Source organism: Algoriphagus sp. PAP.12 (assembly GCF_026652115.1).
Taxonomy (GTDB): Bacteria; Bacteroidota; Bacteroidia; order Cytophagales; family Cyclobacteriaceae; genus Algoriphagus.
Genome location: NZ_JAPPSQ010000010.1, coordinates 94,969 through 121,415, shown reverse-complemented (window position 1 = coordinate 121,415; position 26,447 = coordinate 94,969). Strand labels below are relative to the sequence as shown.

General features: G+C 40.6%; 17 protein-coding genes and 1 other RNA gene. 5 read left to right on the top strand and 13 right to left on the bottom strand.

The genetic code is table 11. The annotated features are described in order from the left end of the window. Window positions 1–3: 3 nt before the first annotated feature. Window positions 4–1,749, bottom strand: coding sequence for a GMC family oxidoreductase (locus O0V13_RS13290; protein ID WP_268035456.1), 1,746 nt, complete (start codon window positions 1,747–1,749; stop codon window positions 4–6). Window positions 1,750–1,957: 208 nt separating this feature from the next. Continuing rightward, window positions 1,958–2,641: an arylesterase gene (locus O0V13_RS13285; RefSeq protein ID WP_268035455.1), complete on the bottom strand. Its 684-nt coding sequence runs from the start codon at window positions 2,639–2,641 to the stop codon at window positions 1,958–1,960. 248 nt (window positions 2,642–2,889) lie between these two features. Between O0V13_RS13285 and O0V13_RS13280 the strand changes: the two genes are divergently transcribed. Beyond that, complete coding sequence (locus O0V13_RS13280) at window positions 2,890–3,567, top strand: ABC transporter ATP-binding protein (RefSeq protein ID WP_268035454.1); 678 nt, start codon at window positions 2,890–2,892, stop codon at window positions 3,565–3,567. Continuing rightward, window positions 3,560–6,085, top strand: a complete 2,526-nt coding sequence (locus tag O0V13_RS13275; RefSeq protein WP_268035453.1) for an ABC transporter permease — start codon at window positions 3,560–3,562, stop codon at window positions 6,083–6,085. Before O0V13_RS13280 ends, O0V13_RS13275 begins: the two co-directional genes overlap by 8 nt. A gap of 182 nt (window positions 6,086–6,267) precedes the next feature. On the opposite strand, the gene O0V13_RS13270 is transcribed toward O0V13_RS13275, so the two are convergent. From O0V13_RS13270 to ssrA, 6 genes are all read right to left on the bottom strand, one after another. After that, window positions 6,268–8,016 carry a RagB/SusD family nutrient uptake outer membrane protein gene (locus O0V13_RS13270; RefSeq protein WP_268035452.1) on the bottom strand — a complete coding sequence of 583 codons (1,749 nt, stop codon included), beginning with the start codon at window positions 8,014–8,016 and terminating at the stop codon, window positions 6,268–6,270. Between the two features lie 34 nt (window positions 8,017–8,050). Beyond that, a complete protein-coding gene (locus O0V13_RS13265) occupies window positions 8,051–11,077 on the bottom strand; it encodes a SusC/RagA family TonB-linked outer membrane protein (RefSeq protein ID WP_268035451.1) in 3,027 nt (1,008 codons plus the stop codon). A 311-nt stretch (window positions 11,078–11,388) separates the two neighbouring features. Continuing rightward, window positions 11,389–14,100 carry a glycosyl hydrolase gene (locus tag O0V13_RS13260; RefSeq protein ID WP_268035450.1) on the bottom strand — a complete coding sequence of 904 codons (2,712 nt, stop codon included), beginning with the start codon at window positions 14,098–14,100 and terminating at the stop codon, window positions 11,389–11,391. A 573-nt stretch (window positions 14,101–14,673) separates the two neighbouring features. After that, a complete protein-coding gene (locus O0V13_RS13255) occupies window positions 14,674–15,867 on the bottom strand; it encodes a serine hydrolase domain-containing protein (protein WP_268035449.1) in 1,194 nt (397 codons plus the stop codon). Between the two features lie 91 nt (window positions 15,868–15,958). Beyond that, window positions 15,959–17,119, bottom strand: a complete 1,161-nt coding sequence (locus tag O0V13_RS13250) for a helix-turn-helix domain-containing protein (RefSeq protein ID WP_268035448.1) — start codon at window positions 17,117–17,119, stop codon at window positions 15,959–15,961. Between the two features lie 117 nt (window positions 17,120–17,236). Continuing rightward, window positions 17,237–17,637, bottom strand: a transfer-messenger RNA (tmRNA) gene (gene ssrA, locus O0V13_RS13245). A gap of 240 nt (window positions 17,638–17,877) precedes the next feature. Between ssrA and O0V13_RS13240 the strand changes: the two genes are divergently transcribed. Then, a complete protein-coding gene (locus O0V13_RS13240) occupies window positions 17,878–19,023 on the top strand; it encodes a DNA polymerase III subunit gamma/tau (RefSeq protein WP_268035447.1) in 1,146 nt (381 codons plus the stop codon). 206 nt (window positions 19,024–19,229) lie between these two features. Next, complete coding sequence (locus tag O0V13_RS13235; RefSeq protein WP_268035446.1) at window positions 19,230–19,592, top strand: hypothetical protein; 363 nt, start codon at window positions 19,230–19,232, stop codon at window positions 19,590–19,592. Here the strand turns inward: O0V13_RS13235 and O0V13_RS13230 are convergent. The 4 genes from O0V13_RS13230 to O0V13_RS13215 are packed head-to-tail and all read right to left on the bottom strand — an operon-like array spanning window position 19,589 to window position 24,102. Continuing rightward, window positions 19,589–20,575, bottom strand: a complete 987-nt coding sequence (locus O0V13_RS13230) for a DUF3078 domain-containing protein (RefSeq protein ID WP_268035445.1) — start codon at window positions 20,573–20,575, stop codon at window positions 19,589–19,591. The genes O0V13_RS13235 and O0V13_RS13230 overlap by 4 nt on opposite strands. A 14-nt stretch (window positions 20,576–20,589) precedes the next feature. Continuing rightward, window positions 20,590–22,170 (bottom strand): LysM peptidoglycan-binding domain-containing protein, encoded by a 1,581-nt coding sequence (locus tag O0V13_RS13225; RefSeq protein WP_268035444.1) that lies wholly within the window; start codon window positions 22,168–22,170, stop codon window positions 20,590–20,592. Between the two features lie 59 nt (window positions 22,171–22,229). After that, the gene (locus tag O0V13_RS13220; protein ID WP_268035443.1) at window positions 22,230–22,874 is read right to left on the bottom strand and encodes an O-methyltransferase; all 645 of its coding nucleotides are present in this window, start codon (window positions 22,872–22,874) and stop codon (window positions 22,230–22,232) included. Window position 22,875: 1 nt separating this feature from the next. Continuing rightward, window positions 22,876–24,102, bottom strand: coding sequence for a M16 family metallopeptidase (locus tag O0V13_RS13215; protein WP_268035442.1), 1,227 nt, complete (start codon window positions 24,100–24,102; stop codon window positions 22,876–22,878). A gap of 150 nt (window positions 24,103–24,252) precedes the next feature. On the opposite strand from O0V13_RS13215, the gene O0V13_RS13210 reads away from it, so the two are divergent. Beyond that, on the top strand, window positions 24,253–25,542 hold the full coding sequence (locus O0V13_RS13210; RefSeq protein ID WP_268035441.1) for an aminopeptidase P family protein: 1,290 nt from the start codon (window positions 24,253–24,255) through the stop codon (window positions 25,540–25,542). A gap of 43 nt (window positions 25,543–25,585) precedes the next feature. On the opposite strand, the gene O0V13_RS13205 is transcribed toward O0V13_RS13210, so the two are convergent. Beyond that, complete coding sequence (locus O0V13_RS13205) at window positions 25,586–26,431, bottom strand: endonuclease/exonuclease/phosphatase family protein (protein ID WP_268035440.1); 846 nt, start codon at window positions 26,429–26,431, stop codon at window positions 25,586–25,588. Window positions 26,432–26,447 lie beyond the last annotated feature (16 nt).

Genomic DNA, 26,447 nt, shown 5'->3' with positions numbered 1-26,447 from the left:
GGCTTAGATGTTTTTTTGTTTCAATTGCTCCACAATGTAATCCGAAGTTCTCCAGGACAAGGCCAAGATCGTCCAAGTAGGGTTTTTATCCGCTTGGGAAACGAAAGAACCAGCATCTACAACAAATAGGTTCTTACAGTCATGAGCCTGACAGTTGGAGTTCAAAACGGATCCTTTTGGACTGCTACCCATACGAGTTGTACCTACTTCGTGAATGATTCTACCCGGTGCATGCAAACCATAATCTGATTCAGGTCCTGGCTTAGAACCTAATAGGATTGCACCAGCATTGGTCAAGATCTCCTCAAACGTATCATGCATGTGCTTCGCCTGCTTCAATTCCTGATCGGTCCAATTGTAGTTGAATCTCAATACAGGAATACCATATTTATCTACAGTTCCGTTTGGATCGATTTCACAGTAGTTTTCGTAGCGAGGAACACTTTCCCCTCTACCAGACATTCCTAGGGTAGATCCGTAAACGCGTTTGATGTCTTTTTTCAAGCCTTCGCCATATCCTCCGTTTGGACTTGGGTTGCCAAATTCATCTTTCAGATATTTTCTCATGGTATCCATGCCTCCGCCGGCACCATAAGAAGGCTGACCCATACCACCCCAATATTCGATGTGGTATCCTCGGGCAAAATCCAATTTCTTATTGTCCAACCACCAAGGAGTGTACATGTGCATACCACCTACACCATCCTCGTTGTATCTTTCTCTTTCGAAAAGATCAGGCAAGATACCCATACGGTCAGCGCCAGTAGAATCATGAAGGTATCTACCAAGAGCTCCTGAGTCACCACCGATTCCATTTGGATGGGTTTTAGACTTAGAGTTCATCATGATACGGGCAGACTCACAAGCGGAAGCTCCCAAAACCACAACTCTAGATCTCAATTTGTACTCTTTCATATCCATTTTGGAAACAAAAGAAACTCCAGTAGCCAAACCTTTCTCGTCGGTAATTACTTTTCTCACCATAGAATAAGTGTAAAGATCCACTTTACCCTTTTTCATCGCTGGGTGAACCAAGCAGGTACCCGCTGAGAAATCGGCATATGCCTGACAGGCTCTGTTACATTGAGCACAGAAGAAACAAGTTCCTCGTTCATTGTTGATCGGTCTGGTCAACATAGAAAGACGACCAGGGATCATAGGCATACCTGCTTTGTCGGCTCCTTTTTTCAAGAAAAGTTCGTGCAGACGAGGCTTTGGAGGAGGAAGGAAAAATCCGTCCGGCTCATTGTAGATTCCTTCTTTGGAACCGAATACCCCGATCAACTTATCTACTTTGTCATAGTATGGCTTTAGGTCATCATAGCCAATAGGCCAATCAGTACCCAAACCATCAATACTTGCTCTTTTGAAGTCATTTGGTCCAAATCGAAGGGAAATTCTTCCCCAGTGATTGGTACGTCCACCGACCATTCTGGATCTGAACCAGTCAAATTTGGTTCCGTCTTTATGCGTATATGGTTCTCCTTCGATATCCCAGCCACCGATCGCCTGATCAAAATCCCCGAAAGGTCTGATTCTGGTACCGGCACCTCTTCGAGGAGATTCCCATGGTGGTCTCAATTGCGTTCTGTCCTCGTCCTTAGCTGGGTCGAAGTCTCCGCCCGCCTCAACAACAGCTACAGAAAGGCCCGCTTCGGAAAGGATTTTGGAGGCCATCCCTCCGCCTGCTCCGGAACCTACGATGATGACATCATAGGAGTCAGGAGTTTCTTTTATCTGAAAACTCATTTCCAAAAATTTTTAATGAAGTCGAAAATTTAAGATAAAAAAAACCTGTATTGAAATTCGAATTATGCCAAAAGGGAAAAAATGATGATGTGGGGAAGCATGGAGAGCTAATTTAAAATGATTAAAAATTAGCAACTAAGGGAAAAAGGGATTTAATAAGACTTTTGCCTTATCAAATCCCCATTTTTAATTTCTTGGGCCCTTGTTTTTAGAGACTTTGCTCTATAAAAGGCCAAACAGTTTTATAGACAATTTTATGTCCTTCTTCTGTGGGGTGTATACCATCTGGCAGATTCAATTCGGGATCTCCAGCCACTCCTTCCAATAGAAATGGAATTAAAGTCACGTCTTTTTCTTGAGCCACCACAGGATAAATTTCTTTAAACTCGTCGGTGTATTCCTGCCCCATATTCGGTGGGATTTGCATACCCGCCAAGATGATTTTAGTGTCAGGAAATTTAGCTCGAACTTTGTCTATGATTTTCTCCAGATTGCTTTTGGTTTCACTCAATTGGATACCTCGAAGTCCATCATTTCCGCCTAATTCCAGAACAAAGACTTCCGGTTGATCTTCCAGAAACCAATCCAATCGACTCAATCCTCCGGCTGTAGTTTCACCACTCAGTCCACCATTTATTACTCGATAGTTTAATCCAAGGCTATCAATTTTGTCCTGAACCAGTCCGGAAAATGAATCATCTTGGTCAATCCCATATCCGGCGGTAAGACTGTTACCGAAAAAGAGAATGGTCTTTTTTTCTAGTTGAGGTGATTGATTTTGTGCAATTTCAACGGCTTTTTCTGCTTCTGTCTTTTTGGGTTCTGAACAGGAAAAGGAAACAATTCCCAATGATATGATGCCGATGGAAAGTATAAGTCTGGAAATATTCATAGTTCAAATTTCTATTCCTAGTTTAATGGATTTCAAGTAAAAAAGTTCGAATTCTTTCAGAAATCAAAGGAAAGGAGCTGAATCCCAAAATCATGCTATTAATTGAATTTTTATCAGTGGGCAAGGGGAAATGAAGATTTCGTCCTATTTTCGGTTCAATTGTTTCAATTTTAACTAATTGAATTCGACTTCTAACCCTGTCAGATCCAATTCGTTTGAAAGGGATATTATTTGCCTAAAATTTAAAGATGAATATACTTTCTATACAAAACCTCAGTAAAACCTATCAAAGTGGAAGTCGCAAATTAACGGTGCTTGATTCCGTGAATTTTGATATTTCTTCAGGAGAAACCATTTCAATTGTTGGGCCATCAGGAAGTGGAAAAACTACCCTGTTGGGACTTTGTGCCGGACTGGATTCTGCCAGTACAGGTTCAGTTACTTTGAACGGTGAAAACCTACAAAACCTCAATGAGGACCAAAGAGCAAGGGTCAGAAATCAGCATGTTGGCTTTATTTTTCAGAATTTCCAGCTGCTGCCGACTTTGACTGCTTTGGAAAATGTGATGGTTCCTTTAGAATTGAAAAAGCGAAAGGATGCCCGGAAAAAAGCTCAGGAATTGTTGGAGAAAGTTGGGCTAGGTGACCGTGCGACCCACTATCCAACCCAGCTTTCTGGTGGAGAGCAGCAGCGGGTTTCTATTGCCAGAGCTTTTGCCAATGAGCCAAAAATTCTTTTTGCTGACGAGCCAACTGGAAACTTGGACACTGAAACAGGCGAAATGATTGAGAAATTGATTTTTGACCTAAATAAAGAAGAAGGGACAACTTTGGTTTTGGTGACTCATGACTTGGAGTTGGCTGCAAAAACCCAGCGAATCATCCATATCAAAGGAGGAAAAATACAGGAGGAAGCTCATGCCTGATTTTAACTGGATTATAAAGATGGCTTTCCGGGATTTCCGGAAAAACATCTCCCGTCTCTTACTTTTTGTTTCCTCGATTGTGGTTGGAATCGCGGCTTTGGTGGCGATCAGTTCTTTTGGTGAAAATTTGACCAAAGACATAGACAATCAGGCAAAGGAGCTTTTGGGAGCGGATTTGGTGTTGGAAAATCGAAACCCCATAGGTGATCAGCCAATTGATTCTCTGGCTACTCAAACTGCTGCTGAAGTCAATTTTGCCAGCATGGTAGCTTTTCCAAAAACAGGAGCAAGCAGATTGACTCAGGTAAGGGCTTTAGAAGGAGCCTTTCCTTTTTATGGGATTTTAGAGACAATCCCTGTGGATGGAGAATCTGATTTCAGAACTGGAGGGAAGAAAGCCTTGGTCGAAAAGACCTTAATGGCTCAATTCAATGCTCAAGTTGGAGATCAGATCAAGGTAGGGGAGGTAGAGTTTGAGATTGTTGGTGAACTTCAGAAAGTACCGGGACAGACTGGGATTACAGCAACTGTGGCTCCAGCTGTTTATATTCCTATGGCATATTTGGAAGAAACCGGCTTGGTACAATATGGAAGCCGGGTAGAATACAATCGCTATTTCCAATTTGCAGATGGTACAGATGTAGAGAAATTAATTGAGCCTTATCAAGATCAATGGGAAATCGATCGAGTGGATGCCGATACCGTGGAGGATAGAAAACGATCAACAGGACGCTCTTTTGGCAACCTATCCAATTTCTTGAGTTTGGTAGCCTTCATCGCTCTTTTGCTGGGCTGTGTGGGAGTGGCTTCCGCAGTTAATGTATTTGTGAAAGAAAAACTGGCTTCGGTAGCAGTCTTGAGATGTTTGGGTGTTTCTTCAAGAGATGTACTGTTTATCTATCTGACAGAGATCAAAATCATGGGGTTGGTCGGGGCGATTTTGGGCGCAGCTTTGGGAACCCTGCTTCAGTTTATTCTACCTGCTGTTTTTGCAGATTTTTTGCCTGTTGAGGTGACGGTCGGGATTTCCTGGTTGTCTGTCGGATTTGGTGTGTTAACAGGCCTTTTTGTTTCAGTTTTATTTGCCCTTCTGCCATTATTAAAGGTTAGGAATGTCTCTCCTATGGCCACATTGAGGCCTGAAACGGCAGATTCCACTCTGCTCAAAGATCCATTGAGATGGTTAGTGATTGTTGCGATTCTACTCTTCGTTTGGGGCTTCAGTTTTTACCTTTTAGGCTCCATGATGATGGCTTTGGGCTTTGCGGCCTTTGTGGTTTTTGCATTTGGTATTCTCTGGGGAGTAGGGCAGCTGATCATGTGGGCTGTACGGAAGTTTTTACCTATTTCGCTACGGTATTCCGTCAGACAGGCTTTAGCAAATTTGTATAGACCAAACAACCAGACCATCTCATTAATTGCGACAATTGGATTGGGGACGGCGATGATTTCGACCTTATTTTTCCTTCAAAATCAGCTGCTGGCAGAGGCAAAATTTGCGGATAAAGAGGATCAGCCCAATATGTTGATGTTTGATATTCAGACTGCCCAATTGGATGATGTGAAAGGAAAGTTGTTGGACAGAAATCTCAGAATCATGCAGGAAGTTCCGATTGTAACCATGCAATTGAATGAAATCAACGGGATAGATAAAAAGGAAAATGATGAATTGCCAGAAGAGGAAGATTACTCGAGATGGTTGTATAATCGGGAGTTCCGGGTGACCTATAGAGATACCTTGATCTCTTCTGAGACCTTGACTGATGGAGAGTTGATTCCTGTCGGTGCAAAAGGAGATTCCATTTTCGTTAGCTTCGAAAAAGGCTTTGCGGAAGGAAATGGCTTAAAGATCGGAGATGAAGTAGAATTCAACGTCCAAGGCCGGCCTATCAAAACCTACATCGGTAGCTTGAGAGATGTGAAATTTAATCAGGTTTCTACCAATTTTCTGGTGTTGTTCCCCGGAGGAGTGCTGGATCAGGCACCGAAATTTCATGTGCTGATTACCAAGACAAAAAATGACCGGGAAGCAGCAGATGTGCAGGCGGAAGTGGTGAGAGCTTTTCCAAATATCTCGGTGATCAATTTAGGAACCATCGTGGAAACCCTAGAAGATATTCTGGGAAAAATCAGCTTTGTGATCCAGTTTATGGCTTTCTTCAGTATTGCTACGGGTATTTTGGTTCTGATCAGTTCTTTGATCATCAGTAAATACCAAAGGATGCGAGAAAGCATTTTGCTGAGAACATTGGGTGCGGATTCTGGAACTGTCAGCAAGATCAATACCTTGGAATATTTCTTCCTGGGAAGCTTGGCATCACTTTCTGGAATCTTGTTGTCATTCTTGGCGACGTGGTTACTTAGTGCTTTTGTATTTGAAATGGAATTCCGTCCTGCTTGGGGGGCAGGTTTGATTCTTTACTTAGCAATCACAGGATTGACAATCGTCCTGGGTTGGTTGAATGGTAGAAGAATCATCAATCAACCTCCGATGGAGATTTTGAGAGGGAATGGATGATTTATAACTAGTTAGAAATATGAGTTTTTTCCTTGAGAAAAAGTAAAAGTATATGATCCTAATGGGATTGTTCCTGTTAACGCTATTGCTCTTGGGACTGGTACTATATCGATAGACTTTGATTATAAAAAAGGCAGCAAAATCAATTTTTGCTGCCTTTTCGATTTTAAAATAGTTTTTGATTAATACCCTTGATTCTGAACTAGGAATCCTTCCACATTGGATGCACCATCAATGGCGCTTTGCGGAATTGGGAACAATCTTTTGTATACGTCTGTATCAGTTTTTTCAGTCCAGGAATCCTCGTATTTTCCAAATCGGATTTGATCTGCTCTTCTGAAACCTTCCCAGTATAATTCGAATCCACGCTCTCTGAAAAGAATATCCAAATCAATAGAATTCAAAGCAGCTGGGGTCACTTCAGGACGAGCTGTTCTGGAAGTTCTCACCGCATTCATATCTGCCAACGCTCCAGCAGAATCACCTAATCTCAATTTAGCCTCAGCTCTCATCAGGTAGATTTCTGCCAATCGCATTAAGACTAAATCTACACTGCTGTAATTGTTTCCATCTGGAGAAGTATGGCTAAACTGGTATTTAGCACATCTGAATCCAGTATTATGCAATCTTCCTTCATTGGAAAAATCTACCATCATGGTATGGTTTACATAGCCCACATCTTTATCTGGACCATTTCCTTTTCTTTGGATTACGGGATAGATTCTCACTTTTCCATCATCGCATCTCAAGAAAGCCCCATCATCGCCTTTTCTAGGACCCCACTGCACACCTCTCAAAACACCACGATTCATTTCGAAATCTTCGTCTGTGATGCAATAATAGTTGTCTTCATCATTCAATGGTGACAGCCCTGTTAAATCCTGGATTGATTCTGGAATCATTTCATTCATTTTGAAGAATCTGGCATCGGCTTCAGCTGGGTCTACCTCATAAGCGTCCATCCATGTCTGAATAAAATCAGAAGTAAATGCCGGACCATCAGTACCATCAGCACTAGGAGACTCAGGTCTAGGGAACATAGAGCCTGCAATGGACCAATAGGCCCAACGGCTATGTTCATTTCTCAATACGCCTCTTTGATCGAGAGCGAAAATGATTTCTGAATTGCTGTTGTTATCATCATTGAAAAGATCAAAATATTCTGGGGAGAAATTGAATTTTCCTGAACCGATGATATTGTTGGTGTATTCTACCACCTTATTCATGTCCTCAGAAGTGAAATTCGGAGTTCCGTAAGGATCGCGATATACCGCAGCATTTAGATGAAGTCTTGCCAAAAAGCCGTATACCGCTGATTGGGTTAATCTACCAGGTCCCAAATCTGTATTGATTAGATCAACAACTGAAAGAAATTCATCTTTGATGTAATTGATAGCTTCATCTCCTCTAAGAATTACGGAGATATCGCTGGAATCCTCTTTGTCAAAGGCAATTCCCCAACTATCCAAAGCCAACATATTTAAGTAGGCTCTTAAGGCAATCATTTCATACAATGCGGAAGCCGCTTGCTGATTTCCAGCATCAGCCAAAGGTCTTAATACCTCAATTGCAGAAATAGCTCTCGAGATGTTTTTAGTCAATTCATTCCATGAACTTCCCACCAAATCATTTCCGGGAGTCATCAAATGCTGATGTGTAGCCAAAAACTTACCCCCATCAAACCAATCCGTACCTCCTCTATAAGGAAGAATGGCTTCATCAGAAGCGATTAATTGAAGTCCATAATAATTGGTATGATACCAAACTTGAGAAATCTGTCCATAGGCAGGAGCAATTGCTCCACTAATAGGTTCCGCTTGGCCCTCTCCAGCTAAGGATTCGTCCAAGATGGGCTCCTCTAAGTCTGTACAGGCTGCTCCGAAAAGAAGCAAGGTCCCTAACAATGTTTTATTGAATATATTCTTTTTCATTTTTATCGTTTTTTAAGATCTAAAAATTAGGAGCTTAGAAAGCTACATTTAGGCCCAATAGAATCGTTCTGGCTTTTGGATAAGTAAATCTGTCGATACCAAATGTCTGAACTCCACCGGTTGAACTACCTGTATTTACTTCAGGGTCAAAGCCCGAATAATTTGTGATTACAAATAGGTTTTGACCAGTCAAAGAGATTCTGATGTTTCTCACAGCATCTCCCAAACCGATTGTTTCTGGTCTTAGGCTATAAGCCAAAGTAGCATTGTTCAATCTCAAGAAACTTCCATCTTCCAAATAGCGGGTTGAAACCTCATTCGCATTCGTGATATCTTCTTCAGGATATTGAGTAGCAAAATCCGTAGTGTTGAAAGAAGATGCCAACATTCCTTTTTGGAATAAAGACATAGTAGTGTGATTGAATATCTTGTTTCCGGATGCCCCGTTGAAATTGACGCCCAAATCAAAACCCTTGTATTTAAGGTTTGTATGGAAAGCATACAGCATTTTTGGAAGCGCTGAACCCACTACTGTTCTGTCATTTTCCAGTACTTGGCCATCTCCATTGACATCACGGAAAGCATTCAATCCATTTTCACCGATACCGATAAAGTCTTTCATGTAGAAAGCGCCAATTGGCTCCCCGTTGATGTAACCGTTGATAGTCGCTCCAGTCTGACCTGCTCCTGATGCGGCACCTGTTGTCAAAACTGCAAATGGGGAGTTGACTACTTTGTTGTCAATGATTGTAGCATTTCCGCCCAAATTGAATTGGAAAGGACGCTGAGGATCATTGTTGTACTCCAAACCAAATTCGAAACCTTGGTTTTGGATCTGCATATCCGGAACATTGGTCCAGTAAGTAGCTGTTGGCTGAATCGGATCGGCTGGAACTACTTCCAATAGGATATTTTCAGAGATTTTGTTGAAATAATCAACGGTACCAGAAAGTCGGAAATCAAAGAAACTGAAGTCTAAACCAATGTTAGTCTGGGTAGAAACTTCCCATTGAATGTCAGGATTCGCCAGTCTGGTAAAGATTGTACCATAAGGATAGCCATCCAAAGTAGTTGCTCCTGGAGTCAAAGGGTAGGTGTCATTTCCGCCTTTACTTTCTGTAAAGCTTAATTGAGTGATTTTAGAAGGAATTTCCTGGTTACCAGTTTGTCCCCAGCTCGCTCTCAGTTTCAAGTTGTCAAAAAATGAATCCTGCATAAAACCCTCTCTGCTGATGTTCCAACCCAAGGCAAAAGATGGAAACACCCCGTATTTATTGTTCTCACCAAATTTGGAAGAACCATCCGCTCTCAAAGTAGCAGTGGCCAAGTATTTTCCATCATAGCCATAGTTTACTCTTCCAAAGAAAGACTGCAATTCATTTTCAATCGCATAAGAGTTTACTGTAGTAGGTTGTTCCTGAGTACTGGTTTGATCTTGATAGATTGGATCAACATCGTTATTGGCAAACCCACTTAAACCAAATGCCTGCTGCTGAACGAAAGTCTTTTGATAGGATTGGCCAACCAAAACCGTGGTTTCACTTTTTCCAGATTCAAATTTATAAGTCAGGATATTTTCTACCAGTTGATTTGAGTTTCTGGTAATGGTAGAGTTCAAATAACCCAACTCATAACCTTCTAGTAGATTGTAAGGCTTTCTTTGCACATCTCTGTTGGTAGTAGAGAAATCCACTCCCAAATTCAACTTGTAGGTCAATCCTTTGATGATTTCATAAGAAGGAGAAATGTTCGCCAACATCCTGTTGTTGATTGCTACATCTGAATAGATCTCATTATTCACCACTGGATTCAGCATGTCGACCAACTGAGTTGGTGAGCCATTGGTATAGGCTGGAATAGTTGGGTTTAATTGCAACATGTTTACAATGATTCCACCATTATCAGGTCTGAAGTTCTCTGTTCGGGAAGCAGTCAAATTATAGTCGACATTGAAGCGACCATTCAAAGCTTTTTGAGTCATATTTACTCTTCCTGAGTAGCGTTTCAGTTCTGAGTTCAATAGAATACCTTCCAAATCCTCGACTCCTGCAGATGCATAATATGAAAACCTTTCACTTGCAGCCCCACTCATGGAGAAGTTGATATTGTTAGATCGGCCGGTTTGAGTCAAAGCATTTTGCCAATCGGTATTTCCTCCAGCGTCATAAAGGGTTCCTCCGATTGCGGGAACTTGTCTCCTGAATTCATCTGCTGAGAACACATCTATTTTGTTGGCCATATTAGACCAAGCAGTCGAAACGGAGAGGTTCATTTCAGTTTTACCTTCTTTCCCTCTTTTGGTAGTAATTACGATCACCCCGTTTGCTGCACGAGCACCATAAATGGCAGCAGCTGAAGCATCTTTCAATACATCTATACTTTCGATATCCTGTGGATTGATAAAGTTGAGCGGATTACTTGCCAAGCCGGTTGTGGTGTTATCCAAAACAAACCCATCGACTACATAAAGTGGAGTAGTACCAGATCTCAAACTACCAATACCACGAATAATTACATCTTGCGCAGCTCCTGGTTCTCCACTTGTATTGGTGACATTGACACCTGCAACCTTACCTTGAAGCAATTGACCAGGGTTAACTACAACTCCTTTGTTAAAGTCTTCAGATTTAGTAGAGCTAATTGCACCAGTTACATCAGATTTTTTCTGAACACCGTAGGCCACTACGACTACATCCTCCAATTGGGTGATGTCAGCTGTCAATTCTACATTCAAAGTGGTTTCATTTCCTAAAGTCACCTCTTTAGAAATGTAGCCGATGTAAGAAAATACCAAAACATCCCCTGGGTTTGCATTGATAGAAAAACTTCCGTCAATGTCTGTAATGGTTCCGGTTACTGTTCCTTTGATGCTGACTGAGGCTCCTATGAGTTCCTCGCCGCTTTCATCGGTAACAGTTCCTCTGATTTCAGCCTGTTTTTCATAGGCTGGAATCCTGCTGAAATTACCTTCGGCAAAGCTTGGTGCCGAAAATGTGAATTGGCAGCCCATGCCTAACAGAAGGAGTGCGGACCAATGTTTTTTGGATAAAAGTTTCATCATAGTACGATGGTTTTGAGAGTTTAAATTGGGTTTATGGTCTTTTTGAAAAGCAATTTTCAAAGAGTAAATCTCTTTTATGAAAATATTGCTTCTAAAAATTCCTTAATACAAAATTTCGACTCTTACGAATAAATAAGTTGTATATATTTAGTTTTGTGAAAAAACTGGAATAATATACCGAAATTAATTTGAGATTTACAGGTGAATGGTTTTTTTAATTCGAGCGCAAGGTTACGTCAAACCATTCAATGAGGATGGTCCTAAAAAATTATCATTAGATTAAAAAATTGTAAAGTCGGTATAGGGTAAATCTATTGTTTTAATTTAATAATCTGGACTGGTCCCAATAGGCCAGATAATGCCGTAGGATATTCCGATGCGTCAAATGTTTTGTAGTTGATGTTAACAATATTTGCGTCCTTGAATTTTTTCCAGTCTTTTTCTCCTTTTTGATCAATTGCAATGATTTGGTTAATCGCGAGACTAGTGACTTCAATACGGAGTTCATTTCTTGATTGTTGAAGCAAGCCTTCTGGAATCACTAGGTCAAAAGGCACTGACCAGGCATTTCCTACGAATTTCCCATTGATATAGACGTCGGCGGATTCTCGGACATCTCCTAGCTTTAGAAGAAAGGATTTGTTAGGGCCCCAATCAGAAGGAAGGTCAAATGTAGTCGTATAAACTCCGGTTCCTCCAAAATGCCTGGTTTTTTCATCTTCGAGTTCTGTCCAAGATTTCAGATTGGGAAAAATTGTTGGCTCAGGCAATGGGCTGTATCGAGGGAGAAAACTTAATTTCCATGGTCCTTGAATCAATTCGGGATTTTCTTCAGGAATAATGTAATCCCACTTTTTACCCTCTCTTTTTTCGTAGGAATAGGACTTGATAAAAATAGATTGCCCTGGTTCCAATTGAAGGAAGATTTTAGTGCTGCCTGATTTGGTGCTTGAAAAACTTATTAATCCTTCTTTTCCGGTATTGGGGTCGTATAGTTCGATGGATTTAGCAGGGATTGAAAGTGTAATGGAATCTCTGTGGAACTCATTTTTCAGGTTAGTCACAAAGTAAACTGGATTGCCAGCCTCATCTTTTTTTCTCAAAAAACTTAAACCTTTTTCTGAAAATTCTTCTGGTTGGATTTCCCAGTTTTTCAATTCTTCGATAACAGATGAACTGATTTTCACACTCGATGAATCTTTTATTTTTTGATTTATCAAGGCTAGCTTTTTGTTCTTTTCTACATAATCAAAAAGTCCAGCAGAAGAGCTAGGTAATTGATTTTTGAAAATGATCTTAGCTCCTTTTGCAGAAAGTTCTGTCAATCTTTCAAGGGTTGAAAGTGGAATAAATTTAACTTCAGGAATCACAATTGCTTTGTAATTGGCTTTCCCCGATTGGATTGAGCCATCTTTGGCAATAGTCAAATTATCTAACAATCGGTCAGAGATGTAATCAAACTGATAGCCCGAATTCATCAGTTCTTCTGCTAAATGGCCAACAGAAGTGTTCAAAAGCCATCTTTCTGCATGGTGTACATCCAGCTGGACGATCCCTGTGGAGTTGCCGGAATTTGCCCAGATATCATCAATCGGGAAATAAAGTAATACATCCTGATCAGGGAGGGTGTTTTGAAGGATTAGCTGACTATTGTAGATATAGCAATTGAGCAAAGGGATTTGATTCCAAAATCCTGCCTGAGGGCCAAAGTTTACAGCGGCATAAAACTGCCAACCAGGAAATCCTTCTTCGTAAGGAGAGTAGGGGAGTCCGTGGTAAAAAATATGATTGATTCCATTAACCAACAATTCATCGACCTGAGGCTTGATCATAGAAAGGGCTATCTTGAAATGATCTGCTAGCCAGGTGAAACTCTCTGAACCAGACCTTTTCTTTCCCGTTAAGTTGGCGGCAGATGAGGCAAATTTATAGGTCAGAGGTTCCGGTTTACCAAAGCGGCTTTCATCAAAGTCGGGGTCATTTCTAACCAAAGGAATATCAAATCGACTGGTTCCAAAAGCTTCAGTTTGCGGCAGATCTGCTGCTGCATACAAATCCAAAAGATTTCCCGGAGAACCATGGGCTTGATTGCTCAAAGAGATGCCCATTTGGTTGGTCCATTTTTGTAATGGAGTGACAAACTCCTCCAAAAGCAAATCTGCAATGGTTTGCTGATAATCCATATAAACCCGCTTCTTGAGGTCGGATTCTTCACCCAAAAGCAATTCATAATAATCTCTGAAATCATAACCTCTGCGTTTTTCGAATTCCTCAAGAAACTCATCCGTCCAGTTAGCACCATAGACTTCGTAACTGTCATTAAAAAAGGACCTAGGTTTTGGATCTCTTTCAGAAAATATAGAATCGAATTTTACCAAAAACTGCTGAAGAGCGGCTTCATTGAAATGGTCCATGACCAAGCCGGCACCGCCCGGTGCTGCTCGTTTGACTTTTTGACCTGTCAAAGAAGATTTGATCAGAAAAACATCCCAAGTTGGTTGTGGAGAATTGAGGTTTCCATCCTGCGGAACTTCTTTGGAATTGTTTTCATTCATGATCGCTTTCACCCAGACGATGGCGCTGTCTGATTTTTTGATCTGCTCAAGATCTGGCTTGGTGGTGGATTGAAAAGATTCGATTTCAAACTTTTTGGCTGCTATTTCGGGATTTACCTGAGGCCCACCTATTGGCCATCCTGACCCTATGGAAATGTCCACATCCATGTTCAATCTGTGGGCTTCCTGGATGGTGTGATCGAGCATTTGAAGCCAAAGCTCAGAGAGGTAAGGTATTTCTTTTTCCTCTTCGCCCATGACACCATAAATCGGTACGATTTCCACTCCGCCGAACCCAGCTTTACTAAGATCTTCCAAACTATGGGTGATTCCTTCCTCCGTGACTATACTTCCCAACCACCACCACCGTGTCCATGGTTTGGCATTTGGATCTTCAGATTGTGCAAAAATGAATTGACTAAGGAATAGAGTTGCAAAAAACAGAGCTAAAGAAAGAGTTCTTTTCATAGTTTTGGACAGATCCGGAATTGGTAGATGTCTTGATCTTCCAATATAGGTTTTTCAAACAAGTGGACTGTCATGGACTTGAAGCCTTTTCTGAACTGAAGTTAAAAAAGGAGTTCTAAATCAGGAATCCATTGATTCAAAATCAGACCTAGCTATTTCTTGTTATTTATTGTCGCATTTATTCCACAACTCTAAGGCTTATTTTGATTGATTATCCTCAAGGTTTATTGAGTCATATTACAGATTTTATACAAAGAGTTTTTATAAAAAACCTGCTTAAACCCTGAATAAAGCTGAACGTTTATTAGGGGCGGAACCAAGGAAGCATTCATTTGGAATTGATCAGGGTTTGGGTAACTATTTTTGGGAGGATAATATGACATGAAGGTTTTTCTCCGTTTGGCTAACAATTTTTTTTCAAACAGTTTCATTGAAGGTTGTTTTTAATTTCACCTTTCTGAGAGATTCATTCATTAAAACCTACTATCATTTGTCACAAATGATAGTAGGTTGAAATTCTTTCCTTTGACAAGTTGTATACCGGCTATTGAAATGAAACCAATATTTCCTATTTCATTCCCATTGATGAGCTTTGAGTGTGTTCCATATTTCTCGGATACTTTCAACCATTCCTTCATCGTCTTCGGCCATAATATTTGTCATTAAAAAAGCTCCTGCATTCCTTTCTGGGTTGGCTGCCGAAAGACTCAAAACTCCCAGATCACTTCCGGTATGGCTAAATACACCTGATTCAGAAACCTCCCAAAAGATGCCAGAGGATTCTTTTCCAAATACTTTTCTGGAGAACATTTTCTCATAAGATGCTTCGGAAAGTAGAGTTCCTTGGCCTCTAGCCCCTTTCATCATTTCAACCATAAAAAGGCCAAAATCTCCCGAGCTAGTGATAACGCCTCCGTCTGGATATGTGATCAATTTATAGCTGGGAATTGGATTGAAATTGGTCAGATATCGAGCCGCAAATTGCTTGGGTAGATTATTCCCCAAATCCCAGGTAGTTTGAGTCATTTGAAGAGGATTGAAAATATAAGTCTTAGTAAATTCATGAAAAGGCATGCCGGTGGCTTGCTCCAAGACATAAGCGGCCAATGCCGAGCCTACATTGGAATAACTGTAACTTTTCCCTGGTTCTTTGGAACCGAAATTATCCTCGGAATACCATTCTCCATCCGAAGCCAGCGAGTTCTTCAGGAATGATCCCAAATCCATGTTCTCATTTAGCTTGAAGGTTTCAAAATATTCCTGAACCTCAGTCGGGAGAAGATTTGGATTATAGGCAGGATCTAAAATAACATAGGCTCTAGGATAAATTAGTTCATCTTCAATTCCTGAGCTATGTCTAGTCAAATCTTCAATGGTGATAGGTGTATCCGAAAATTTGGGATGTTGGATTTCAAATGGTAGGTACTTGTTTATCGGATCTCCTAGGTCCAATTTCCCTTGTTCCTGAGCAATCATCATGGCGACTGCTATAAAAGTCTTGGAAGTAGAGCCGATGGTCTGCACTGTCTCATTGGAATAAGGAGTTTGTGTAGCTAGGTCACTTTCTCCAAAACTCATTTGAAATAGAATTCCAGAATCATCAAAGGCCACAACTCCCAATCCCGGCAAGTCAGATTTATCAAAAATTTGTTGGAGTTTAGTTTCTAATTCGGTTGTTTTTTTGGTAGGTTTTACCTCTTGTGAAAGGCAGCCCGAAGTCATAAGGCAGACAAAAATAATGAGGGGTAGCAATGTTTTGTTGTACATGTGTTTGTTGGTTTGTTTTGGGCAAATCAAGCCAACAATCCGCTCCCAGACGTTCCAATGGAAGCATTGGTACCTATTGATTATAAAAAAATCACTGCTTTTCGTGTATTTTCTTATAGTCAGATGGTGAAAGACCTGTTTCTTTTTTAAAAATCCTATTGAAAGAGGTTTTGGATTTGAAGCCAGACTCAAAGGCGATACCCAGTAGTGTCAGATGATTGAAAGTAGGATCCTGTATTTTATCACAAACTGCTTTTACCCTCTCCTGATTGACCAGATCATAAAAACTGATTTTAAGATATTGATTCAAAAAGGCAGAAAGTTTTTTGTCTGAGATCTTCATCAGCTTTGCCATTTTTCCCAAAGTCAAATCTTCGTCGAGATAAGGCTTTTCCTCTTGCATCAATTGTAAAAAATCTGACTCAAGACCTTTTAGATCTTCAGAAGAATAGCTTGGACTGGGAACTGGATTGGAAGGTATATCAGTATTTATTTCTGAGTGAGCTAGAGGAGGTAAGTAAAGATGTTTTGGGATCAGAATTTTGGATTGGTTTATTCCATAATATCCCAAGTGGAAAATCAAAAACAGGATCCCTGCCAGGGTGATATAGGCATCGGACCCCGCCAAAAAAGTCAACTCTTCCCCAACAAGCAGTAAATAGAATTCAGTCAAAAGGTCGATGCCAGTGATTAGTAATGCTCCCCAAAGCAATCTTGCTATCCATTGGATGTCATAGGAGGAATAGCTTTGTTTCAAAAGGCTTTTAAATCGATTATATATTTGGATCGAATAGCTTAAATAGCTGATCAGATAAATACTTTCCAGAAAGACCAAAGGTGTTTCTCCCCATTTAATCAGCTGTTGGATATATGGTGGTTTTGGAGCAGCACTCATCCAAAAGATCAAAATTGGCAAAGAGAAGAAGGCAGTAAAAAGGATGGCAGGTATGAAATGTGTCCACTTTTTTCTCCAAAAATGTTTCTGTTTGGCGAAAAGGGATTCGATATAAAGGCTAAGCAATGGAGCCGCAATCCAAGCTAGAGCCTCGTAGGGTAGGTAGGTGAGGATAAATAGCCATTTAATTCGGTGTATTTGCGCATAGGAATGAACAAAAACCAACAGGATCAAGATAAAAAATAGACTTAGAATAAATTCAGGTCTTGTTTTGTTCTCTTTTTTGAAGATCAACATCAGGATAAAAAAAGAAATGATGATGCCTCCAATCAGAAGAAAGTCGAGAATTAATTCCATTGAAAAAGTAAGATAGTTTGGGTTTGAGCCTAAAATTAAGAGTTCTTTTGTGCGGGAGATATAATAATTCCGAAATCATGTGAAAATAAAAAACCTCTCAGAATTTTCTGAGAGGCTTTGTGGAGCTGGCGAGATTCGAACTCGCGTCCAGATAAGGAAACACCGTACCGTCTACATGCTTAGTCACCGATTGGGTTTTCGACCAAACTATGCTGGGTGACACACCTGAGCTTGGCTTATCGATTAGTCTTAAGCTTGCTTAATCGCATCACAAGCAGCAGTCCGATCAAGTCGACACCTCAAATCCATCCGGACCAGACAACGGATGGTGAGATGTGGCCGGGGAATTACTCTCGTAACTCAACCCTTTAAGCGATCTATCCTATAAGGTTAGATTAGGCAGCCATGGCGTAAGAAGTTTCGCCATTTATAGTTCGTATGAATCTTTCAAGGCCGTACATACTCCAGCCTGCATGCAAGCCCGATCTTTACACTTACTGTCAAAACCGGTCAGCCCCATTTGCTTTTGGATGACAAAAGTAATCCAATTTTAGTTCCAAGGAAATGATTTGGCGTTTTTGAAAAGAGCAGATACCAATTAACAAGCCGCAATCTTTTTCCAAAGTCCCAAGATTCCTTTTATATGCCTGCTTTTTTCCTTTTTTCATTCTTTCTAAAAATCAATCTCTTACCGAAAAAAAAGTCAGAACGCTCAAATTCCGGGTTTTCGAATAGCTAGATTTTTATATCTTGCAGCGATGGAAAATTTCGTCGTTTCGGCAAGAAAATATAGACCAGCTAATTTTAAGAGTGTAGTAGGGCAGCAGCATATCACTACTACGCTTCAGAATGCTATCAAGAATAATCACCTTGCCCAGGCTTTCCTTTTTTGTGGTCCAAGAGGTGTCGGTAAGACTACCTGTGCACGGATCTTGGCCAAAACAATCAATTGTGAAAACCGGGGAGATGATCAGGAGGCTTGTGGCACCTGCGAGTCTTGCGTTTCTTTCCAAAACAACTCTTCCTTCAATATCTATGAACTAGATGCTGCCTCCAACAATTCTGTTGACGATATCCGGAATCTGGTGGATCAGGTGCGCTATGCTCCCCAAAAAGGTCAATACAAAGTCTATATCATAGATGAGGTTCACATGCTTTCCAACCAAGCCTTCAATGCTTTTTTGAAGACTTTGGAAGAACCGCCCAAGTATGCCATCTTCATTTTGGCGACTACAGAAAAGCATAAAATAATCCCAACTATCCTCTCTCGTTGTCAGATTTTTGACTTCAATAGAATCCAGATCAAGCATATCGCAGATCATCTGAAATATATTGCGGATCAGGAAAAGGTAGAATATGAGGATGAAGCGCTTCGATTGATTGCAACTAAGGCGGATGGAGCATTGAGAGATGCACTTTCCATCTTTGATTTGATTGTTACCTATTCCGCAGGTCAGAAAGTTACCTATCAGGAAACGATCTCCAACCTTCATATTTTGGACTATGACTACTATTTTAAAGTAGTCGATGCACTAATTGCTGGAGATATTTCTCAGTCCCTTTTGATTTTTGATGAGATTCTAAAGAAAGGCTTTGATGGACACAATTTCATCGTAGGACTTTGTGAGCACTTCAGGGATTTATTGGTTGTAAAAGATCAAGTGACTATAGATTTGATTGAGGTGTCTGAAAATGTCAAAGAAAGGTATCTTTCCCAGACTCAGACAATCAGTCCTTCCTTTTTGCTTTCGGCTTTGAATATCGCTAATCAGTGCGATATCCACTATAAGACTAGTAAGAACCAGCGTCTTCATGTGGAGTTGGCTTTGATGAAAATGGCCAAATTGCCTCAGGCTTTGAGCTTGGCTGCTGTAGTGGCTGAGGAATCAAAAAAAAAAGCCTAACTAAGGAAGAAAAGCCAGCTCAAGAAGCACCTCCAGCACCCAAATTAGGAGCTAAAACTACTCCGGTTCAAAAGACGATTTCAATTCCTACAAGTCTATCTCAGACTAAAAAGCTTGCTCAAGAACTTACTCAAAAGGCAGCCGAGAAAGAAACAAAATCAAATCAACCTGTTGAGTTCGTTTCAACTACTGAATCTCTGAAACCTTTGACTCAGGAGTTATTAGATCAGCACCTTCCACAGATTCTGGATCATTTCCAAAAGCAAAAAAAGAATCTCGAATGGGCAATCTTAAACCAGTCTATTCAAGTTCATGAAAGGGGTATTGTGCTGGAGATTACCGGCCATATGCAGGAGGAAATTGCGGAAAAAATGAAGCCGGAACTAATCGGTGTCATCCGTCAAGTTGCAGGAGTCGGTCATTTTCGGGTTTCTTTGGAACACAAAGAAGAGATCACAGATCAGAAAAATAAGCTATATACCAGTTCAGACAAGTTTAATTACCTGTTGGAAAAGCATCCAGCCCTGAAAGAATTTACTAAGAAATTTAATTTGGAAACGGACTTCTAAAAGTCCAGACTGACCCCGAAGTTGATCAGGTTTTTGAGTTGGACTGCCTGTTTGGAGGTGCCGTCATCTTGCTTGATCAATACTTTTTCATCATAGATCAAGGCTGTTTCAATCCTCGTTGAAATGTATTTATTCACTTTCATCCGAATGATGGAGTTGAAGTTGACTACCATATTTCCAAAAGTTTCATAATTGGAGAATAGGTTGAGGTCAGCCTTCCAAGTAATATTTTCCATCAATACAAAATCCGTGATTGAGGTGTTCAAAGACATACCTGCCTCTGCTCTAACATTTTCTCCTGGAGTCACGCCAAATGCACCTGCATTACTCAGAGAGTCATTCATAACTATGGTGAAACGACCCGTGAAAGGAGAAAGAATCATAGATAGCTTTCCTTTCTTTTCATAAGTCTTCCGGTAGTTCAAACCCGTGGAGGATTGGACATAGCCTGGAGAAAGCAAGTCAGATATTTTGGTACGGATGTCACCGTCTCCGGAGGTAGAGTATTTGAAACCTGCTAAAAGTTGCGTAGCAGCATCGAGCTGTGTAGAGAGGTATAGTTTTTCAGAGAGTTCCCGACCGTAATTACTAACAAACTTAAAGGCATCCGTAGTTTTTCGAGTTTCGAAATTTCGGTCATTTTGACGGTTGAAACCCAAACTGACATTCAATTGTGTGTCCCAGACTTTCTTGTCCTTTTTATAATTTGCAAAAAGAGAAACTCCAGTGTTCAAAGCAAAAGAACTTGCACCCCCTGCAGCCCAGTTACTCAGAGTCACCTGCTGGATATTCATGTTGTAGTTTCCTCCGGTTTTCCAAAACACCTCTTTTACTGGCTCCTCAATCAAAACTGAATCCCCTAGCATTAAAAGGGTGTCTCCGTTAATCAGGACAGTGTCTGGGATAAATTGAAGATCCTGGGCTAAGGCGTTTCCACCTAGACAAAGAAATAGGAATCCAATAAGGACAATTAGTTTGCGCATGAAAAAAGGCAGGATCAGGGCTTGTAAATAGTTAATTTCTGACCTACACTGATAATGTTTTGGCTCCCGATTCGGTTCCAAGATTTCAGCTGATCTACTGTTACTCCGTATTTTTTACTGATTGCATAAAGCGTCTCTCCAGATGAAACGGTATGCGTCAATTGGCTAGGTTGTGCAGGAGTAGAGGTTTGGGAAGGCGTAGGTTGGCTCACCTGAGTTTCTACTTTTGGTTGTGAGGAAGTGTTTTGGCTTACTCGTTGGTTTGATAAAGGCTGCACTTTGACCATTGGGATTTCTTCACCTCTTTTTCTATGGTCTTGAAGGTTCAAAACCATTCCTACTTTCAGGTCTTTGTCCCTTCTGATTCGGTTTTTGGCTTTAAGAGCAGAAAGCTTAATTCCATATTTCTGGGAAATACTCCAAAGTGTTTCTCCTGGCATGACAATGTGAGTCTCAACTTCTGCTTTGGCTTTCTTCTTTTCAGTATAATAATACTCACCAGCCTCAACTCGCTCGCCTTTGTCTAAGTCATTGAGTCTTCGGAATTTCTTTTCACGTATTCCAATTTTGTCAGCAAATTTTTCCTGAGTTGTATTATTGACCGCCTGAACCCCATCCAGTTCATTCACTGTGATTTGATCTGGCTGAGATGCCTTGGTTGTATTTCCGGCAATTCTTGGATATGAGTTAGCCTGTTTATATGCTGGATTGCTTTTGTATGAATTTTGGTTCTGGCTAGATGGTTTTTGTTCTATGACAGCAGGTTTGAATGGAGCATCACCTTCCTGAATGTAAATTAGGGAATAGCCGCTTCCAGAAGGGATTTTGCCATTTGAAGCCCATTTATTCATTTCTTTCAAATGATCAGTGGTGACTCCATATTTTTTAGCCAAGGCCGCCAACGTCACAGGCCCCGACACTTTCACTTCTACCAATCTCTGATTATTGCTCACCAGAGTGGTAAATGAATTTTCAAATGCGATTTTATGTGCTAAGAATTTTTTGAAATACCAATGAGAATTTCGGTCTATGTCGACCACTCGTTTGCCATTGTATCTGGTCCCGAAATAGGCTTTAGCACCTCCTAAGCCCATTTGGTAGGAAACCAATGCACACATCCAGTTGTCAAAAGAATTATTGTGCTTTTTCAAATAGAGAGCAGCTCCTCTAGTAGAGTTTACAATGTTTTTTCGATCATCGATTTGGCCATCAACTCTCATGAAAACTTCTTCTGCTGTCCCTTGCTTAAATTGCCAAAAACCCACTGCATTGGATGTAGAAACAGCATCAGCAATCAATCCACTTTCTTGAATAACCAAGTATTGCAGATCCAATGGAACTCCGACGTTATTCAATTCTCTTTCGATAATAGGTCGGTAAAGGTTAAAGCGCTCTTGCTTGACTTTTAGATAGTTTGGGTTTCTGTAAAGTGCGTCTACATCCAGTTGTATTTCCCGTCTTGCCTGAGGGTTGATTCTCACGATTAAATCAGCAAACTCTACCTCCGCAGGCACTTGTGGAATCTGTGCAAAGAGGGAGAATTGGGCTAGAAAGAATGCGAAAAACGTGAAAAATATAACTCTTGGGAAATTCATGCTCAGTAGTTTCGGATGCTTTTTCCACTTTGAGCAAAAATGGTTCCTATTTTAAAATTTTAGAGTTTTCTGGCCATCATTATTCCGTCTCGAATCGGAAGAAGGCTGTTTTCTACTCTTGGATCATCTTGAACCATGCGGTTGAAGTCCAAAATTGCAGCCGTGTCTTTGTCCAATTTTTTTCGACCTTCCGGAAGTACTTTTCCTGACCATAGGACATTGTCAGCCAGAATGATTCCGCCTTTGGAGAGCTTGTCAATCACTAAGTCATAGTAGTTGGTATAGTTGATCTTGTCAGCATCAATAAAAACCAGATCAAAAGGACCTTCTAGGCTTGGAATGATTTCCAGAGCGTTCCCTAATCGGTAATCGATTTGATCGGAAAGTCCAGATTCATCAAAAAAGCCACGGACCATTTTCTCCAACTCGTCATTGATGTCCAAGGTGATTAGTTTTCCATTTTCCGCCAATCCCCTTGCCATACATAGACCGGAATACCCGGTGTATGTTCCGATTTCCAAAATAGTATTTGGGCGGAGCATTTTCACAAAAAGCTCTAAAAGCTTCCCTTGAAGGTGTCCCGAAATCATTCTTGGCATCAATACTTTTGCCTGAGTTTCTCGGGTGATTTTTTTAAGTAAATCGTCTTCTTGGCTAGTATGGTCCTCGCAATAGGCAAGGAGTGCTGGATCAATGAATTCCATCTTAATTCGGTAGGTAAGTTAGATAGCTAAGTTGCTCTGGATCGAAGATTTGCTCAGCGATTTCCAGTACTTCTTCAGCAGTCGTACTTCTTATTTGTTCAAAGATACGCTCTAAAGGGTCGATTTTTCCATGATCTATGAGGCTTTTGCCAAAAACCAACATCAAACCTGCGTAGTTTTCTTCCGCCATGGCCATCTGCCCAATTGCTTGTTCTTTAGCCATGTGAAGCTGCATTGTCCCCAGTTTTTTTGTTCGGAGTTTGAGCAGTTCCCGATGGACTAAGTGCATGGACTTTTTTAAGGTTTTTTCTTCTGTTCCAAAGAAAATCCCGAAAAATCCAGTGTCAGAAAATGGCTGGTAGCTAGATTCTATAGAATAGACGAAGCCGTATTTTTCTCTTAAAGCAAGGTTTAGACGACTATTCATGCTTGGTCCTCCCAGTATATTATTCAGAAGGAATAGCTTGTATCGGTTTTTGTCGTGTTGGGAAAATGCAGGTCTGCCTATCGCACAAAGGGACTGTGTAATGTCTCTTTTGACGGTTTTGGATTGTGGAGTATAATCATGAAAACCACTTCTGATATATAGGGTTTTCTTTGTCTGAATCTGTGAAAGTGGTCCTTCAATAGCCTTTAATGCTTTAGCAAATGAAATATTTCCAACAATTGAAAAGACAACCTGCGATGTGTCCAATCTACTGGAAATAAAATCAAAGAAATCCTGTTGGCTAAAGTTGGATACGGTTTCTTCGGTACCCAAGATATTTCTTCCTAGGGCATGATTTTCAAAGACCAAGGTATCCAATTCATCCTGGATGGAATCATCTGGAGAATCGCGATACATGGCCATTTCTTCCAAAATGACTTGCCTTTCTTTTTCTATTTCCTTGGTAGGGAAGGTGCTGTTGAAAGTAATATCGAAGAGCAAATCGGCTGCTTTCGAATAATGCTCTTTGAGTACAGAAGCATAAAAACAGATTTTTTCTTTGGTTGTATAGGCATTCAGTTCACCGCCTAGAGACTCCAATCTATTGATGATATGGAAGGTTTTGCGCTTTTGAGTACCCTTGAAAGCCATGTGTTCCCAAAAATGGGCAAGTCCCTCTTGCTTTTTGGTTTCGTCCCTGCTTCCAATGTTGAGAATAAAGCCACAATGTACCAATCGGGTGTGGGTGACTTCCTGATGGACTATGCGAATGCCGTTTGCAAGCTCTTTTATTTGGTACATGAATTTCTGTTTCAGATGAAGATAGAAAAAATCTACCTTTTAAACTCCGTGCGAATAATGTTAAGTTTGTCGGGATTAATCTAAATGTAAGGCCTTTTGGGGAAGAAAAATTCCCGAAAGGCAATTTGAATCTTTAGTTAAAATCATTTTATGAAATATACTCCACTTCCTGCCTCGCTTTACATAAAAAACAGGGCAAAACTCGCTGCAAAAATGGCCAAAAATTCTGTGGCTATTTTCAATTCCAATGATATCATGCCAACGAATGCCGATGGTACGATGAAATTCAGACAGAACAATGATCTGTTTTATCTCAGCGGCATTGATCAGGAAGAAAGCATTTTACTATTGGCTCCAGATTGTCCAAATCCAGCGATGAGAGAGGTCCTTTTCCTAAGAGAAACCAATGAGCATATCGCAATTTGGGAGGGACATAAATACACTAAGGAAGAAGCTGAGGCTACTTCTGGGATCAAGAATATCCAATGGTTGGATAAGTTCGATTTGATTTTCAGTACCGTGATGGCCTTGTCAGATCGAGTTTATTTGAATACCAATGAACATTTGCGTGCTGGCGTGGTGGTAGAAACCCGTGATGCTCGTTTTATCAAGACTTGCAAAGAGCAATTCCCTTTGCACGAATATGAAAGAGCTGCTCCATTGATGCATGAATTGAGAGGTGTGAAAGAGCAAGAGGAAATTGACCAGTTACAAATTGCTTGTGATATTACTGAAAAAGGGTTTAGAAGGATTTTGAACTTTGTGAAACCCGGTGTAACCGAGTATGAAATCGAAGCTGAATACCTTCATGAATTTGTAAGAAATCGAAGCAAGGGTTTTGCCTATGAGCCAATCATCGCTTCCGGGATTTCTGCTTGTGTTTTGCATTATTTGGAAAACAACAAAGCCTGTAACGATGGAGAATTGCTCCTGATGGACGTTGGAGCTGAATATGGGAATTACAATGCTGATATGACCCGTACGATCCCAGTGAGCGGGAAATTCACAGAACGTCAAAAGGCAGTCTACAATGCTGTTTTGCGTGTACATAAAGAGGCTTCTTCCATGCTGAGACCTGGAGTGACCATTCAGGATTATCATAAAGAAGTAGGCTTGATTATGCAGTCTGAGTTAATTGGCTTGGGGCTCGTTGATCAAACTGATGTCCAAAATCAGGATCCAAATTGGCCGGCTTACAAAAAGTATTTTATGCATGGAACATCACATCATCTTGGTTTGGATGTTCATGACGTAGGAACGATGTATGGACCGATACAGCCTGGAATGGTATTTACTGTAGAGCCTGGAATCTATATTCCGGAAGAAGGTTTTGGCATAAGGCTAGAAAATGACATTGTTGTCCTTGAAAATGGTTATTTCGATCTGATGAAAAATATTCCAATTGAAGCAGATGAAATTGAAGATTTGATGAATTCATAAAAAAAAAAGCCCCAATCGGGGCTTTTTTAGTTCTATTCCTTCCTTAGAACTCTACCTCAACCATAGCTGGAAAGTGATCAGAAGGATACTTTTTCCCATAGTTATCCGAAAGAATTCCATGACGGATTACTTTCAATGTACCATGGACGAATACATGATCAATTATTTTATCAGGCATTGTTTCCCAATCAAATCCGGTAAATGATCCTTGCGGTCCATAAGCCGGGATCTCTGAAATCAAACGTGCATCTTTCCACTCTCCTGAATTGACTACTGCTAGGTATCCGGGATGGCTAGAATCCACGTTGAAATCTCCCATAAATAATGCGGGAAGATTTTCTTTATTGATTTCTTTAGCTTTTTTCACTACCAGTTTACTGCTTTCTTCTCTGGCTTTTTGTCCTACATGATCATAATGAATGTTGAAAACGTAAAACTCTTTTCCAGCCTGATCTTTGAATTTTCCGTAAGTGCAAATTCTATTCAGCGCAGCATCCCATCCTTTGCTTGGGATTTCTGGAGTTTCTGAAAGCCAAAATGTGCCTTGATCCAATATGGTGAATTGTTGAGGGTCATAGAGTATTGCGCTGAACTCTCCTTTGTCTTTCCCATCATCTCTGCCAACTCCCAAATAGCTGTAGCCTAAAGCTTGGGTCATGTCATTTACTTGGGTAATCAATCCCTCTTGGATACCAACAATACCGATTTTGTGGAACTGAATTAATCCTGCTACGTGAGGAAGTCTATCAGCCCAGAGGTTTCCCGTATCATTGGGGTTGGCCCATCGGATATTGAAAGTTGCGATTTGATGAGTTTGTGCATTGGAAGAAAAAATGCAAAATGAAAATGCTGTCAAAAAAAACAGTCCAAACAGGGTGGTACGCTTCATTGTTTCTGAACAATAT

Coding starts and splice junctions, on each gene's coding strand:
- O0V13_RS13275 (WP_268035453.1), top strand. CDS start 3,560: ATGCCTGATTTTAACTGGATTATAAAGATGGCTTTCCGGGATTTCCGG.
- O0V13_RS13225 (WP_268035444.1), bottom strand. CDS start 22,170: ATGAATTTCCCAAGAGTTATATTTTTCACGTTTTTCGCATTCTTTCTA.
- O0V13_RS13240 (WP_268035447.1), top strand. CDS start 17,878: ATGGAAAATTTCGTCGTTTCGGCAAGAAAATATAGACCAGCTAATTTT.
- O0V13_RS13220 (WP_268035443.1), bottom strand. CDS start 22,874: ATGGAATTCATTGATCCAGCACTCCTTGCCTATTGCGAGGACCATACT.
- O0V13_RS13205 (WP_268035440.1), bottom strand. CDS start 26,431: ATGAAGCGTACCACCCTGTTTGGACTGTTTTTTTTGACAGCATTTTCA.
- O0V13_RS13260 (WP_268035450.1), bottom strand. CDS start 14,100: ATGAAAAGAACTCTTTCTTTAGCTCTGTTTTTTGCAACTCTATTCCTT.
- O0V13_RS13250 (WP_268035448.1), bottom strand. CDS start 17,119: ATGGAATTAATTCTCGACTTTCTTCTGATTGGAGGCATCATCATTTCT.
- O0V13_RS13280 (WP_268035454.1), top strand. CDS start 2,890: ATGAATATACTTTCTATACAAAACCTCAGTAAAACCTATCAAAGTGGA.
- O0V13_RS13255 (WP_268035449.1), bottom strand. CDS start 15,867: ATGTACAACAAAACATTGCTACCCCTCATTATTTTTGTCTGCCTTATG.
- O0V13_RS13265 (WP_268035451.1), bottom strand. CDS start 11,077: ATGATGAAACTTTTATCCAAAAAACATTGGTCCGCACTCCTTCTGTTA.
- O0V13_RS13215 (WP_268035442.1), bottom strand. CDS start 24,102: ATGTACCAAATAAAAGAGCTTGCAAACGGCATTCGCATAGTCCATCAG.
- O0V13_RS13210 (WP_268035441.1), top strand. CDS start 24,253: ATGAAATATACTCCACTTCCTGCCTCGCTTTACATAAAAAACAGGGCA.
- O0V13_RS13290 (WP_268035456.1), bottom strand. CDS start 1,749: ATGAGTTTTCAGATAAAAGAAACTCCTGACTCCTATGATGTCATCATC.
- O0V13_RS13270 (WP_268035452.1), bottom strand. CDS start 8,016: ATGAAAAAGAATATATTCAATAAAACATTGTTAGGGACCTTGCTTCTT.
- O0V13_RS13230 (WP_268035445.1), bottom strand. CDS start 20,575: ATGCGCAAACTAATTGTCCTTATTGGATTCCTATTTCTTTGTCTAGGT.
- O0V13_RS13285 (WP_268035455.1), bottom strand. CDS start 2,641: ATGAATATTTCCAGACTTATACTTTCCATCGGCATCATATCATTGGGA.